Origin of the sequence: Brevibacillus sp. NSP2.1 (assembly GCF_000470975.2) — a bacterium.
Lineage (GTDB): Bacteria > Bacillota > Bacilli > Brevibacillales > Brevibacillaceae > Brevibacillus > Brevibacillus agri.
In genome coordinates this window covers 1911667-1926041 of sequence record NZ_CP048274.1, presented here as the reverse complement: position 1 = coordinate 1926041, position 14375 = coordinate 1911667, and the positions used below count along the sequence as shown (strand labels likewise).

12 protein-coding genes are annotated in these 14375 nt (G+C 50.1%); 1 reads left to right on the top strand and 11 read right to left on the bottom strand.

Annotated features, from left to right (window positions below; translation table 11 throughout):
- Positions 1 to 68 precede the first annotated feature (68 nt).
- On the bottom strand, positions 69 to 572 hold the full coding sequence (locus M655_RS09615; protein WP_005829150.1) for an Lrp/AsnC family transcriptional regulator: 504 nt from the start codon (positions 570 to 572) through the stop codon (positions 69 to 71).
- Positions 573 to 782: 210 nt separating this feature from the next.
- On the opposite strand from M655_RS09615, the gene M655_RS09610 reads away from it, so the two are divergent.
- The gene (locus M655_RS09610; protein WP_026557430.1) at positions 783 to 1688 is read left to right on the top strand and encodes a DMT family transporter; all 906 of its coding nucleotides are present in this window, start codon (positions 783 to 785) and stop codon (positions 1686 to 1688) included.
- A 118-nt stretch (positions 1689 to 1806) separates the two neighbouring features.
- Here M655_RS09610 and M655_RS09605 read toward each other — a convergent pair whose 3' ends face one another.
- The 10 genes from M655_RS09605 to M655_RS09560 all read right to left on the bottom strand — a co-directional run bounded on the left by M655_RS09605 (position 1807) and on the right by M655_RS09560 (position 14312).
- The gene (locus M655_RS09605) at positions 1807 to 2286 is read right to left on the bottom strand and encodes a hypothetical protein (RefSeq protein WP_026557431.1); all 480 of its coding nucleotides are present in this window, start codon (positions 2284 to 2286) and stop codon (positions 1807 to 1809) included.
- A gap of 410 nt (positions 2287 to 2696) precedes the next feature.
- The gene (locus M655_RS09600; RefSeq protein ID WP_221843694.1) at positions 2697 to 3983 is read right to left on the bottom strand and encodes an IS110 family RNA-guided transposase; all 1287 of its coding nucleotides are present in this window, start codon (positions 3981 to 3983) and stop codon (positions 2697 to 2699) included.
- 606 nt (positions 3984 to 4589) lie between these two features.
- On the bottom strand, positions 4590 to 4877 hold the full coding sequence (locus M655_RS09595) for a hypothetical protein (RefSeq protein WP_152344096.1): 288 nt from the start codon (positions 4875 to 4877) through the stop codon (positions 4590 to 4592).
- A gap of 115 nt (positions 4878 to 4992) precedes the next feature.
- Positions 4993 to 5217 (bottom strand): hypothetical protein, encoded by a 225-nt coding sequence (locus M655_RS09590; RefSeq protein WP_025846413.1) that lies wholly within the window; start codon positions 5215 to 5217, stop codon positions 4993 to 4995.
- 527 nt (positions 5218 to 5744) lie between these two features.
- On the bottom strand, positions 5745 to 6122 hold the full coding sequence (locus M655_RS09585) for a nuclear transport factor 2 family protein (protein ID WP_007784723.1): 378 nt from the start codon (positions 6120 to 6122) through the stop codon (positions 5745 to 5747).
- Between the two features lie 62 nt (positions 6123 to 6184).
- Positions 6185 to 6601 (bottom strand): DinB family protein, encoded by a 417-nt coding sequence (locus tag M655_RS09580; RefSeq protein WP_005829154.1) that lies wholly within the window; start codon positions 6599 to 6601, stop codon positions 6185 to 6187.
- Positions 6598 to 11043 carry a coiled-coil domain-containing protein gene (locus M655_RS09575; RefSeq protein WP_026557433.1) on the bottom strand — a complete coding sequence of 1482 codons (4446 nt, stop codon included), beginning with the start codon at positions 11041 to 11043 and terminating at the stop codon, positions 6598 to 6600. Before M655_RS09575 ends, M655_RS09580 begins: the two co-directional genes overlap by 4 nt.
- Entirely contained in the window at positions 11044 to 11775 is a 732-nt protein-coding gene (locus M655_RS09570; protein WP_005829158.1) for a DUF6063 family protein, read from the bottom strand. It lies immediately after the preceding gene.
- Entirely contained in the window at positions 11768 to 13270 is a 1503-nt protein-coding gene (locus tag M655_RS09565; protein WP_005829160.1) for a hypothetical protein, read from the bottom strand. The genes M655_RS09570 and M655_RS09565 overlap by 8 nt, the downstream gene beginning before the upstream one ends.
- Complete coding sequence (locus M655_RS09560; RefSeq protein ID WP_005829162.1) at positions 13260 to 14312, bottom strand: Wadjet anti-phage system protein JetD domain-containing protein; 1053 nt, start codon at positions 14310 to 14312, stop codon at positions 13260 to 13262. The genes M655_RS09565 and M655_RS09560 overlap by 11 nt, the downstream gene beginning before the upstream one ends.
- Between the last annotated feature and the right edge of the window lie 63 nt (positions 14313 to 14375).

The window sequence follows — 14375 nt, the reverse complement described above, 5'->3', positions numbered from 1 at the left end:
GTTTTATCAACAGACTTCTGCGAAAAGAAAGCCGGATTCTCGGTCGGCATGATATCGGAAAAATCCCGTTAGCGACTGTCGGACGGCGCCTGCTCTGCCTCTGTGATCGGCAAAACCGTCGAATATTTCACTTCTCGCAGGGACAGGTTCGTTTGCAGCCGGGAAATGCCGAGCTGGTTCAGCCGGCGAATAAAGCTGTTCAGCCCCTTCCGATCCTTGATCGCGACTTTCAGCAAGTAATCGTATTCGCCCGTCAGGCAGTGGCCCTCCAGCACTTCCGGCATGGCGCGCAAGGCGTTTTCCAGCGTCTCCAACTGTTCTGCCTGGTGAATGTTCGTGCTGATAAAAATAAAGCACAACAAATCAAAGCCGAGCTTTTCCTGGTCGAGAATCGCCACCTGCCGATTGATATAGCCTTCCGCCTCCAGACGCTTTACCCGTGTGTGCGTCGCAGGCGGCGACAAATTCACGCGCCGCGCCAGCTCGGCATTGCTGATCGTCGCGTCCTTTTGCAGCAGATCCAGAATGTGCAGATCGACCCGATCCAGCACTTTACTGACAAAAGCTTCCATTTGATTTTCCCCTCTTTTGATTATTCGAACAGCGGCACGTTTTTTTCGCGAAAAACAGATGAAATTTTGTCGAAGTCCACTTTATGAAGCTTTTATTTCGAATTTTTTCTATTATACAGAATCTTATTTTGCAAGTCTAACGAAAATGTTATGTTCATTAACAAGATGATTATCCATTCTTCCGTTATCGCGAAAAAGGGGCTATCTGCTATGCCAAAAGCTTATGTCTTGCTGCTGCTCACCAGTCTTTTGTGGGGAGGAAACTTTGTCCTGGGCAAGTCGCTCGTGGGGCACGCGTCTCCGCTGACGTTGACCAGCCTGCGCTGGCTGATCGCGGTTCTGTGCCTGCTGCCGATGGTCTGGTGGAAGGAACGAAAGCTGTTGCCGGCCAAAGACTCGATCCTGCCTTTGGTGCTGATGGGCATTACGGGCGTCGTCCTCTTCAACTTGTTCCAGTTTCTCGCGCTGGAGACGACGACCGCGACGAATGTCGGGCTGATTTCGACGTTGAACATGCTGTCGATCTCGCTGTTTTCCTTTGTCTTTTTAAAAGAGCAGATCAACCTGTTCCAGATCGGCTGCATGGTGTTTTTGCTCGCGGGCGTGCTGCTTGTGTTGTCAAAAGGCAACACGGACTACCTGCTCACCTTGCAGTTCAACACGGGCGATTTGTGGATGCTCGCTGCCGTTGGCGTGTGGGGACTGTATTCCATTTGCAGCAAGTGGGCCATGACCAAGACGACTCCGATGATGTCCATCCTCTATTCGGCTGTTTTCGGGCTGGCGATCCTGGTGCCTTTTAACCTGGCTGACTTTACCGTATCCAACCTGAATGCGTCCTTCGTCGGCTCCCTATTGTACACCGGCGTGATTTCCACCGTCGTGTGCATGGTGCTGTGGAACATCGGGGTGCAAAAGCTGGGCGCCACTACATCAGGCATTTTCCTCAACTTCAATCCGATCTTCACGTCGCTTTTGGCCTTTCTATTCCTCGGGGAACAACTGACGTGGATGCAAGGAGTGGGCGGTATTATGGTGATTGCCGGATGTTTTTTGTTCTCCTCCGGGAAAACAAAAGGCAGCGCGACAAAGCCGTCCGCTGCCGGAGAGGCGTGAACGCGAGAAAGCCGTCCCTGGCAGGAACAGCCAAAAAACAGGCAGTCGGCTTCTCTCGAACCGACTGCCATTTTGTTTGATGCCATCCTCCATTTTCCGATGATTCGTCCTCGTCGGGTCACGAGGGTGGTACGAGCTTCAAGACGATTTTTTCGGTATGCTGCCCCGTTTCATCATTCCAAGTGATTTCATATACAAGGTCCCGATAAAAAATGCTGGTTATCTCTCCTGCATTCATCCCCGCTCGAAACTGGATGGAGTCATGCCCCGGACTTGTAGTAAATATTGGAAGCGGCTTCCCCTCCTCGATAGATGGTGAAACCAGCGTTCCCCCAGGTTGGCTTGTTACCAAGTCTGTCTTATAGGTAATTTGAGTGACTTTCATCGGAGTTAGCGGCTTTATCGTTCCCTTGTAGAGCACCTCGCTCCCATCTCCCCAGGGCCTCACCACCATTTGTCCTTCCCATTGCTGGCTGGAGCCTCGAAATAAGTACGACCATTCTTGCGAGGTGCGGAAATGGTTGAGAAGCATATAAGCACCAACGAAGATAATAAACAGGGCACCAGATAATAAGGAGTATCTTTTGACTTTACTCAACCCGTATCCCTCCCACTATAAAGTAATGTTTTCTCCTGTTTTCTCGCTCATTCTCTGTTTTTTAACTTTGACATCTTAAAGCTCTTGTCGGAAGATTGAAGGAGATACAAATATTTCTGTAAGGGCTGTGGCGGGAATAGAGCCTGCAATCACCAGTTTCCAGACTGTGGATAAAAAGGTATGATCGCACAGTGGATCTCCACATCCGCCCTCGGGGTTTACCCTCCCATGTCACGCTGGGTCTATGCCCTTACATTCCTTCGTTCTACCTCTCAAGGGGTGGAGGCCGATTCTAGCTCCTCGACTGGGTCGTTGCCCTTATGGATTATAATTCTTCGGCTTCTCCGGTGCTTCCGTTGTCATGGTTGTACACATGTGAATAAGCGAGATGACAGGTTTGTTGATAAGCTTTATGCAGCACTTTGTTGTAGCTGGGCTTGTCGAATCGGCCCCAATACTTCGTTTGCGTTATACTCTTTCTGCTTTGTCCCCAGTGCATAGAGGACGCGAACCAGTTTTCCACATAAGGCGATAATCGATTGCTTCTTCTTGAGCGGATTTTGACTACGCGTTGTATAATACTCGTGGAGCGCTTTAAACTCTTTGTTTTTGGCTACCATCGGCAGCATGCAGCGGAACAAGATGCCTCTTAGGCGAGAGCGCCCCCGCTTGCTGATTCCGGTCTTTCCCTTACGTTTTCCAGAGCTGTTCTCCGTCAGATTCAGCCCAGCCAGACGGATGATCTGCTGTCCATGGTCGTAGTTGTTCAGATCGCCAACCTCCGCCAAGAAGCCGGCGACGGTCAGAATGCCAATCCCTGGGATGCTCAGCATTTGCTTCGTTCCGGGGATCTTCTCCAGAATCTGCAGGACTTCCGTCATAATGCTTTCTTCTTGCTTGCAGTACAGATCGTACTGCTGCAGCAAGGCGGCAAGCTCGATTCGGGCAGCTGTCAGCCCCTCGGTAAGCCCGATAGAGACCGTAGCGGCAGCATAGAGCTGCTCCGCTCTCTTGATGCCCACCCCACGCTTGATTTCCGTCTTCCAATGTGTGAGAACGCCTCTGGCGCCTATCGAGACAATCTCCTCTGGAGTGGGAAACTGGCGCATGGTCATCAGTGATGCCTTGCCTTCCCAGTCCTTAAACACTTGTGGATACTCCGGAAAGTAGCGGTCAAACCAGTTTGTAATCCGAGCTTTCACTTGATTCAAGCTCACCATGACCTTCTCCCGAAAATTCATCAGAATGCGTAGCTCTGCATATTCCTTGGTCGGCAAATTGGGCTCTGAATATTTCCCGCTCCGAATCAGGTCGGCAATGACCTTCGCATCCTTGTAGTCGCTCTTGGTCTGCGAGTTGTCCTCAAGTTCTTTGCTCTTGTTCACATGGTGCGGATTCACGACGACGACCCTGATGTCTTGCTCCTTCAAAAATGCCGCTAACGGGAACCAGTAGTGTCCGGTAGGCTCGATGCCAAATACGATGTCGGTTTTCTCATGTATCCGGCCAAGCTCCTTCATCCACGCAGCCAGTTTCGTTAGCCCCTCCTGATCGTTGTGGAACACACATTCTTTCCCAAGCTCAATGCCTCGGAAATCCACGGCTCGAGCTACATGAATCTTTTTGGCGATGTCCGCGCCAACAACCAGTGTTTTTTCGGTAATTCGTGTAATCCGTTGATTCTGTTTCTGTTTCAGCTTATACTTCATGTAGAGCGTCCTCCTTTTCATTAGGGCAGTGTGAATGTGACCATTCCAAGACCCAGCATACAGGAGGCGCTTTTTTCTTTCAAAGCTCAAATTTCTTCATTACAGGAATGGCTCCTCGATAAAAAATTCCCGCGATCTACGACCGCGGGTTCTATTAGCGGTTAAGTTCATGGGTTAAATCCAACAGTAGAAACAAGGGTTCCCGAAGAACTGCGAGCGGTGAATTTCGTCGTCAATGTACCTCCGCAATATCCAGAACCAGATATGTTAACGTAATCCCAAGTGGGTGTCTTTACATAAGTTTGTCCCCAGTTGACAGGACTGATAGATGTAGGGTTCTGTTGATTAAAGTAATTTTGGCCGGATGGTGTTCTTCCTTCCGTTCTCACATTAAAAACGGCATCTGTGATCTTGAGTAAATTACCGTCATGAAGTGTATATTTTGCTTCATAGCGGGTAGCCTTCGCATATTGATCTGTACCAATAGTGGTAGTAGAAAAATAACCCGTAATATTTTGAGTAAAGTTTATTCCCGGGTTGGTTTTGGGATCGTCAATAACAGCGGAACCTAATACAACATAATCAGTAGCAACTTCATTTCCTCTTTTTGTCTGCTTTAACTTCTGAACAGTATAATATTTCTTTATATTGATGTCGATTTTTTTCCGTTGTCATCCAATGCTTGAACTTCATCGTTAAGTTTTCTAACCCAGGGTCCCGTTTTCCTGCCAATGCATCTTCCAATAATTCTTTCTCAGATTTTATTATTGCTTGAAAAAGGACTTCTTCTCCTGGTGACGTAGAAGCTTGAGCCATACCACCTCGTAACACAAGACAAATGAGTGAAACAATTGTTAAAACTGACTTCGCCAATCCTTTCATACAGTCTACTTAAATTAATTTTTGAGACAGTGCATTCTGTTAGAAATGTTATGTAGGAACTTTTGCATATATTACCATCATTTGTATTATATTGTAAATTATTTTGACAAAAAATTCAGACTCTTACCATTGCCTTCAAAAGGCATTGAAGCAAATCAGTAAAATCTTCATAACTGGTTGTTGCTTGAATTTCGGAAAAAGTGGCCAAGAGTGCAGCGGATCGGATAGGGTGATCTACGGGTATCTCGAAAAAAGAGGCTATTGCACTGTCTGTCCGATCCGCCGCAAAATCCCTTTTACCGTTGTCTGATAAACTGCCTGTCTCCTGAACCAATTGCATTCGTAGCTCCTCCGTTGTCTCTCTAAAGCCCCATAATTGGGGTTATTGCCACTTATCTTGTTAATTTATCTGGTATCAAAAAAATAGAGCGAGATTTTTTATGCAACGGAAACGTTATTTACTGGAGTTCAAACAACAATTGGTTTAAAAAGCAAAAGTAGCAGGCAACGCTGCGCAAGTGGCCCGTCGCCATAGTATCGATGAAAAAATGGTATATCGATGGACACGATATTCCAAACATGCCAATTGAAAAAACAAAGGCAATAAAGAGAAAGATCTCGAAATCGCCTCCTCCGTGATCTTGTAAAAAAGCCTGGATGAACAACTGACGTGGATGCAAGGAGTGGGCGGTATTATGGTGATTGCCGGATGTTTTTTGTTCTCCTCCGGGAAAACAAAAGGCAGCGCGACAAAGCCGTCCGCTGCCGGAGAGGCGTGAACGCGAGAAAGCCGTCCCTGACAGGAACAGCCAAAAAACAGGCAGTCGGCTCCCCGCGAACCGACTGCCATTTTTGCTTGAACGCTTTTTACGGGTTTTCGTAGTTTTTTAACGGCATGCCTACATATTCCCGGAAGGAGCGAATCCGCTCCCCCTCGAATTCAAAAACGATGGAAAGCTCATTGCGGAAAGGTTTGCCGTTCAGCAAGCCTTCCGAGCGAAATACGACCATCCCGTAGTTCTCATTCTCCAGCTCGATCAGCGAAGCGAGGCTCATCTGAAACACAGAGCGTTCAAACCTGACTAATTCCTCGAACCGCTCTCGGCCCTCCTGCTTCTGATTCCACCCATCCAACGGGAGCGGAACGAAGAAATGAAAGTCATCCGTCACCTTGTCAAGGAAATCACCTGTATATCCTGTTTCCAGCGCACATCTAAAGGCGTCAAACGCTTCACGGGTTTTCATCCTGACCACCCTCCTTTTATGATGTGACCCTGCTTCGTTTTTTGCATCCGAGTGCAAGATCTTCACTGGATGAGCTTGCGCTGGCTGGAAATCGTCCCAAGATGGATTCCTTCGTGAACCAGGGCAAAGTTGAACAGCTCGCCTGCGGTATCGAATTGGAAAGGCCCCATGACATACGGCGCTTTCAATGGTGCATCCAGCATCTCAGGCGTCAGCTCGGATAGGCGGGAAAGCTGCAACGTTAGCAAGGAGAGCAATTCTTCCTTGCTCGGGGGCTCTGTCGTCCACGAAGACGGTTTTGTACCGGAGGCAAACAGCCCTTCATACTGATCCGGAATCAAGGACGGAGTATCAAAACAGAGCGTGGAGTACCGATCCATCCAATAGATCATGTGACCGACATTCCAGCGGATGGTGTTGTCGAAGCCCTTCGGCTGTACATCGAGCTGTTCCTCGGCAGCGACTTGCCAATCTCTCACGTAAATAAAGTAAGCTGTTCATGCTCACTCAGCCGCAGCAATGAATACGGATCATAATCACGGAAATAAGCGTGTTTGATCTCCCGCTCCTTCGTCATAATCAAAGCGTCGCCACTAGCAGAAGCGCGCAAACGGCAACTGTAAACAACAGGAAAATAATCGCGAATGAATTTTCCCTCCGCATGAGCGGTCAGGGCAATGAGCTGGAAGCCTAATTCGTTGGCAATGAAGAAAACAGGGTCCAGCACGTGTTCACTGGATGCTTTCCCGAACGGATTGTCCACGATGACTGTCCGATAACGCTTGCCCGTTTGCTGGATACGCTGGCGCTTTTCCGCCAGGTAGTTGAGGATGCCCAAAAAGAGCGTCATGTTCTTGCTCCACTTTTCTCCGCCAGACCACTTGTTTGACTCTTCCCAGGACGAGAGCGCCCCGCTCACTTGTCCGTCTTTGCTGACCTTCCGACACTTTACACGAATGCTGTCATTGCCCATGACGATGCCGAGAAGCGATTTGGACTGCAGGGAGGCGTAGATAAACTTCTTCATTTTTCCTGCGTCTTCTTTCCCTTCCACATCCTTAAACTCGTCCCCGTCCAGCCGATTCAACATCCAGTCAACGTGCTGACGGAGTAGCTGTTTTCCGATCTCCTCTTTCCACTCCGGAACGTGGAAGCTGTATACTTCCTTCCTGCCGCTCTCTACCTGGACACTCGTTTTTTTCGGGATCGTCTTCAGTTCGACGGCAATTCGCTGCAAGTGGGTGTGCACGATCGTGATGAAATCTTGCAGTTCTTTGTCCCGCCCTTGCAAGTTATCCTCCAATACCCGGATACTAGTGGCGATCGTCCTGGTCAAGGTGTCTGCCCATTCCTGTACCTCGGAAAATTCCTGCTTGTTCTGAATTCCGGCCATGGCTGTGTACCGCAATTTGTTATTCCGAATCTGCCTTTCGCAAAATTGCTTGAATCGGTCCTTTTCAGCCATGACCTTCCTCCATTCCTGCTGTTCAGTCTCCTGTTTCTGGGAGAGCACCCGGATTCGTTTTCGCGCCACGGCCAAGCGCTGGTAAGGGAAAGCGAGCAACTCTTCTTCCCGTACCGGGACATCGGTAACGGCGGCTTCGGCAAAACGGTAAACCTCGTTCTTGGCCTCCAGCTCCCGGATCGTGTCCTCCAGTTCTTTGACTGTTTGGCGGAAGCCCTGCTCCTGCGTCAACAAATACTCTTGTTTTGCTGCCGTATCCGCTTCCTCCTGGTTCAGCCTTTTCAGCGCGTCGTTGAGATCACCTTCAAACCTTTCCAGCGGCTCATCTCCAAATCGCTCTCCGTACTTCTCCATCAATGTCACAAGGCGGCCGTTTTGCTCAGACAAACGATTGCTCCGCTCTTCCGTCACAATACGCTGGGCCGCGACCCCTTTTTTCAATTCTGCGACCTTCCTGACTATACGTTCGTACTGGACGTCTCCATCCACCGGATAGACGACCGGATGTTCCAGCGGCTGATCCAGCTTCGCCAGCACCAGATTCATTCCGCGCTGATTCGCTTCGATTTCCTTCGCCAGACGCTCGGCCTCCCTCTCTAATTCTGCCCGGCTCGCTTGCCGCTCCCGCAACCTATCTGTCAATTGCTCTCGCTCGGCACGCAACCTTTCGAAGGAGAACCGGGGAGTGGCCGGCGGGAACTCTCTCACCTGTTCATAGAGCCATTCCCCGCGAAGATGTGCCAGGGCCGTGGTCTTCTCTTCCCGCTCTTCCTGCAGTTCTTGCTCTTGCGCCTCCAGCGTTTTCAACGCCCTGTCCAGGGCCTGCAAGTTTTGCTTCAGCAGTTCCGCCTCGCGCACGAGCTCATCCTCTTGTCTTTTTGCCTCCTCCCATACTTTTTTCTGCAGCATATACTGGTTCGCCTCTTGCAAACGATAGCCCAAAGTCTGCTCCAGTCCTTTTTCTTCGGACAGCTTCTCCGTATAATGCTTCCTTTCTTGTTCGATCTTCTTGATTTGTTCCGTATGATTCGCGATGTCCTTCTGGCATCGTTCTTTTTGCGCCTGGCATTCGTCCCGCTGCCGCGTCCAGTCTGCGTACCGTGCCTGCGGATAGTCTGCGTAAAAACAGAGCAGCTCGCTTTTCAACTGGTACAGCTTCTGGTACTCGGTTTCCTTGTCTTTGCGCGCTTGAATGACTGCAGCCGCTTTTTCTTGCAACTCCCGCTTCCACTTCTCAAACCGTTCGTGATCCAGATTGTCCTGCCAATGGCTCGGGACGATTTGGCGGTAAGAGAATGCATACTCTTCGCCTGCTTCCAGCCATTTGCGCGCTTCCTGCAAGGAAAGGAGGATGACAGGACTGCGGAGCTGGTCGGCATGCTTTTGCAGCCTCGCTGCCAGTTGTTCGATTTCCTGTTCGGTAGTAATCAAGGCTGCTGCCCAATAAGGGAAGCGGGCAGTGAGAGCTTCCAGAGCGATCTCTCCACGTTGCAGCACCTCTTGGAGAAACTGCGGTCCAGTCTCCAAATAGTGAAACGACTCACTCCATCTGACGACGAGCGCGGCCAATTCGGGATCGGCCGCATACACGCCGCTTTCAGCGTATTCATCGCTCAGCCTTGTCACTTGTCGCTCCCGCGAAAATGCCTCTTCTTTTTCCTTCTCCAAAATCGCGACCTTGTCCATTACCGTTTGGGTTACGCTCTCCTGTCTGGTGTAGAGCGAATCCAGGTAGGACAGCCTGGGGATGTGCTCGATCAAGCTTGTCAGGACGCTTTTTTGCTGCTTCTCGGCTTCCGTACACCGCAATATCCATTGGTTCGCTTGCTCTTGCCAGGCCATAAGCTCCTTGCGAGTTTCCTCCAGCCTGCTTTCCAGCTTGGCCTGCTGCTCCTCGCACTCTTTGATGTGCTGTTGGTAAAGGCTTTGGTTCTCCTGATTTTTCCTCAGCTCTTCCTGCCAGACAGGAATGAATTCTTCGACCGTTTCGCGAAGTGGATTGCTCAAAATATTTCCGGCAATTCTCTGCTGCTCTTTGGACGCACCTTCCATCCGCTCTCGCAAGGCCGCTTGCTTGTTCTTATTTGCCTCGAGACGTTCCCGCTCTTGTTCGCTTTCGTTTCGTTTGGCCTTTTTTTGCTGGAGCACACTGTCCAGTTGGCTGCGGATCATGCTCTCCTGCTGTTTCCATTCTTTTTCCGCCTGGTCGTAGTACCCGCGAATTTCTCTGTTCGTGCGCCCAAGCGCTTCTTTGATCTGGGAAACGTCCTGTTCTTCATCCAGCCTCGCAATCTGGGATTCGGCCAATGTCAGCTTTTCTTCGGCCACTTGCTTTTGCGACTGGTATTTGGCATATTCCAGGGTGTACTGGTGGCGTTCCGCCCTTTCGGCTTCCAGCGTCATTTTTTCAAGCTTGCGCGATTCCTCGCGCCATTCGGCACCGTATTGCTTCACGACTGCTTCCTGGGCTGCAATATCCCGGGATGCCTTTTTCCAGTTTAAAGTATGCTTTTTTCTCTGCAATTCGGAAAGTTGCCCTGCGATTTTCTCGGCTTCCGCTGTTACCAGCAAGAGTTCGTTCCGGGCGTGCTGAAACAGTGCCTTCGTCCATTCCTTTTCCCGTTCCAGCAACTCTCTCGATTCCTGATACGTGGCAAACACTTGTTTATACTGCTGCACGGACCTTTCCAGCAGTTGACACTCCTGGATTTGCATGCGGAGCTGCTTGCTTTGCTTGAACTGCTCTCGCTGTTTTTCAAAAATTTCCGCAAAAGCCTGACCATTGTTGCCGCTGATTGCCTCTTCCACCGTAGGGATCAACAACTGCGACACCAATTGGTCCGTCGTCTTGCAGTCGTCAAAAAAAATCTCCACGCCGCCTTCCGCACCGTTTATCGTCGCTACTTTACGCCATTCGGCGGGAATCAACTGAAAGTGTTCTTCCAGATAGGCATGATACTCCCTGATCGTCGCAAACGTACGCGCGTTCATATGCCGAGAACTCATTAGTGCGTAGTAATCCTGCATATCCCCTTTATCTGCCGGTCGCTTTTTCCCAAACGCCCCTTCTCTGGAAAAAGGAAGCTCATCGATCGCATGCGGATTCCCCTCTTCATATTCATACACATAGCGCAGCGAATCGAGGTCGTTGTTGTGCAAAAACAAGCTGACAGCGGTCAAAGCGTAACGGCGAGGAGAGTCGTTGATAATCCATTCAATAGCAATATGAGCAGGAGTGCCTGCCAGCGATAACGTCTCCCTGATTTTGCGTCCCGCCAGCTCTTGATGCGGCAGCACGGTTTGCAGGGCCGTCTGGATGAAGACGGTTTTCCCTCCGCCATTTTCAAGCAAAATCGCGCCGTTATGCCCGTCAAACACGAACAGCTCATCATTATAGCGCTTGCTTCCTCCCTCATAGATCACATTGGTAAAGCGAATTTTGGAAATGACAGGCATTTACGCTCCCTCCTTCTGCTTCTCCTGCCCGGAAATGAAGTCCAGAATTCCCCGATTGTAATCCACGTCCATGTAGTAGCGCTGAATAATCGTCTTGGCTTTTTCCGTGAGCGTCAGCTCCTGGTTCCCTAGATCCGCGATCAGACCTTGTTCTCGCAAAAAATTTTGGACGATAGACAAAAAGCCCAGGCGGCTGTTCGTCCGTCCATCCTGCTGCCTGGAAGACTCACGTAAGTCATCAATGGCCTCCCATTTCTCCACCAGCAGACTCCAGTTATATTCATACTCGGCGTCAAGTGCTTGCAAGCGCTCCGGACCATGTTCCTTCAACGTCTGGATACGGGCGTCGATGCTTTCCAACCAGCTTCCCAAGGTGATAAAATCTCTCGTCATTTCCGTTGAGTGGTAGCTGTCGTAAAACTCGCCAAACAGAATGAGGATAGCTACGTACATCATGTACAAATCAATGTTCTTGGCTTTGGCGGGCAAGTATTCTTTTTTCAGCGAAGCATTTTTCAAATGGAACGGAGAGCTTACCGCGAGCGGAACCATGTACAGCTTGTCCCCCGCAGGAATGACGGCACAATCCACTTCGCGTGCGAACTGCTCCACCAGCCCTCTGATTACGTCATTGCCCACATACATTCTCATGCTTTCCGTATCTGCCTGTCCGTCCCGGCTAAGTTGAGAATAGATGCGAAAGGCCGTCAGAACCTGCTCGTTGTCATACATGGGAACTCTCCTTTCTGCATACCTTCATATCTTGTATTTCAAATCGCTTCGTAAGCTGCAAGCGTTCCTCTAGCTCAATCACCTCGATGCGCTGTCCAGGCTGCAGCAGGGCGAGCACTTCCCCCAGCAAGTGATGGTCTTCCTCTTCGTGCGCCTTTTGCAACGGGGAACGCTGATGTACGAGCAACCAGAAATCATAAAAGGACCGATGCTGCAGCCAATGTTCATGCCCATTTTCCCGCATATGCCGGGCAACCTGCGAAATCGTAGCCTCTCCTTGTTCATCGAGAACAGTGAGGACATAGCGCATGATTTTTCCAAAGTTTTGCTGCTGGACGATCGTCTGCTCCTGTTCCGCTTCATCGGTTACCTCTTCAAAATCGCCCTGACCTTCTTCCTCGAGTTCGCCCCCTACCCGCTGTTTTTCAAACACAGCCAGCGGCGACCAGCCTGTATGTTGCTCCAGGGAAAGAAACGGCGCAAGCAATGTTCTCGTCGCGGTCAGAGGCAGAGGGGAAGCGATCAGGCGAGCGACGATTTCCTGGTCAAAATTGAAAGATTGCAAAGCCACATGGTATAGCGTCTCCTGTGCCGCCTGGAGAGCTGTCGTTTTCAGCACGATGCTGTCTTTCAACAGTTCCGTATGGGCAAAGTGCACCTCTCCTAGTTCCCGATCAATGCGTAAAATATATTCATACGCCCGGTGTTCTTTTTCTCCTTTGCGCTCATACAGAAGCCGCTCTTTCGTTTCATCGACAAACCCTTGCAGTTCGTGAAACTCTTCATGCTCTCTCGCAAGACGCAGATGGATGTCTTCAATGACTTGCTTGTAGCGCACATACGTCTCTTCCGAAATAATGTTGCGCTGCACTTCATGCTTCATCCGCACCATGCGTTCCTGCAAAGCTTCCACATCGATCCGCATCTCGCTGATTTGCCGCAGCGCTCCTCCGAACTCACCTTTTTCCAACTGTTTTCTCAATAGCAATTGATTAATCGACAAATGAAACTCCCGGAAAAACTCCTTTGTGGCAAAAACCAGCTCTAGCCCGTCTTCATCGAGGGAATAATACTGCTTGTTGGCCGCTATATCTCCCCGCTCTGCTTTCAAAATCGAAAACTCCACCTTGTCCATCTGCCGTGTCTCCCAGTTATAAAAGCTCCGGTGGTTGCGTTTGCCACTGGCGGGCCGGAACGTCTCAATAATCGTTCGGGCGATCTTTTCAAATCCCTCATCCTCTAGGTCGATCTCCTCCTGGTTCATCTGCATGAGAAAGGCGGCAAGCTCTTGCACCCCGGTCTTTTTGTTGCGGATTAACATATTTTCAAAAAAGAACAGCAGAGCTAACAACCCCAGTCCAAACATATCGATAGGCCGCTCTTGCCGATCTTTTTCCCGCTTGGCATCCAGCTTGTGCAAAGGATCAAACAACGCAAGACGCTGGATGCGCTCCTTGTAGTCCTCCAGCACACTTTCCAGCCGTTCATGCTCCACTCCCTTTCTCCTCCCTTCTCTCTGCTGCCGAATCAAGCAGCCTGTTTCGCAGCGCTTCTGCCGGGATCGCTTCTTGCGGCACATACTCTTTGTTTTTCAACAAGGCCGAAACCTGCGTTCTTTCTTCTTCCGAAAAGAACGAGATGAACTGTTCAATCGCGTTTCCGTTCACCCGCTGCCCTCCTTTTCCGGTGGATGCTTGCTGTCGCAACAATGCCCGATACAGTTCAACTGCCGGCACGGCCCCGCATTTTTGAGAAAGCGCGTGCCAGATCGCCAAACCTTCATGATCGAGGTCGCCAAAATATTCAAACTGATGACGCGCATCCCGCCCCACTCCCAACTGCTCTGAAAGGCCGTCAATTCCGGAAACAACCTTCCAACCGGCTCCATAAATCAAAGTCGCATAGGGAAGCGAAGACAGGATGGGCAATATCGCATAGTAAGTGGTTTTATTCTCGACGATCAAGTGCCGATAGATACCCTGTTGTTCTCCTACCTGTTGCAGATGGACCGCAAACATAAGCGGATCGGGCATAGCTGTAACCTTCAACTGCTCCCACACGCCGATCGCCTCCAGCAGCTTGCGCCCTCCTTTCTCATCGATCCACTTTTCGTCCCCGACCAAGTGAAAGGAACGCTCAGGTGCCGTCGCTTCGCTCTGCGGAAATCCCCGTTGCGTGAGGTAGTCATGCACTTGCTGGATGTACGGCAAATCTTTGCTCCATCTGGATTCAGCAAGCCGAAAATAGACGTCCAGCCTGATACTCGGATGAAAGCACAACTGTGCTTGTTTTATTGCTTGCTTGATCGGCTGAGAAAGGACGGATTTCTGGATGCGGTAAGCCATAGGGAGTGGCGGATTTTTGGCGTTCGTCCCGGAACTTCGAACGGGGATGAGGATCTGGTTGTCGAGCAATGTTTGCATGGCTCGGTGAAATTGCGGGTACGTTGTCTGCGGATCAGCCCATGTTTCAAACTGGCCGAGGGATATTTTTGTGCTTTTATAGGACTTTAGATGCTTGATAAATGTATCGTACATAGAATGAAATCACCCTTTTTATATTATAGGGCAAGGGAACAAGGAGAGGCAGGATTTTTTTTG

Bases quoted from the DNA above. Each gene is read 5' to 3' on its own strand.
- M655_RS09615 (WP_005829150.1), bottom strand. From the start codon at position 572: ATGGAAGCTTTTGTCAGTAAAGTGCTGGATCGGGTCGATCTGCACATT.
- M655_RS09610 (WP_026557430.1), top strand. From the start codon at position 783: ATGCCAAAAGCTTATGTCTTGCTGCTGCTCACCAGTCTTTTGTGGGGA.
- M655_RS09595 (WP_152344096.1), bottom strand. From the start codon at position 4,877: ATGAAAGGATTGGCGAAGTCAGTTTTAACAATTGTTTCACTCATTTGT.
- M655_RS09590 (WP_025846413.1), bottom strand. From the start codon at position 5,217: ATGCAATTGGTTCAGGAGACAGGCAGTTTATCAGACAACGGTAAAAGG.
- M655_RS09585 (WP_007784723.1), bottom strand. From the start codon at position 6,122: ATGAAAACCCGTGAAGCGTTTGACGCCTTTAGATGTGCGCTGGAAACA.
- M655_RS09575 (WP_026557433.1), bottom strand. From the start codon at position 11,043: ATGCCTGTCATTTCCAAAATTCGCTTTACCAATGTGATCTATGAGGGA.
- M655_RS09570 (WP_005829158.1), bottom strand. From the start codon at position 11,775: ATGTATGACAACGAGCAGGTTCTGACGGCCTTTCGCATCTATTCTCAA.
- M655_RS09560 (WP_005829162.1), bottom strand. From the start codon at position 14,312: ATGTACGATACATTTATCAAGCATCTAAAGTCCTATAAAAGCACAAAA.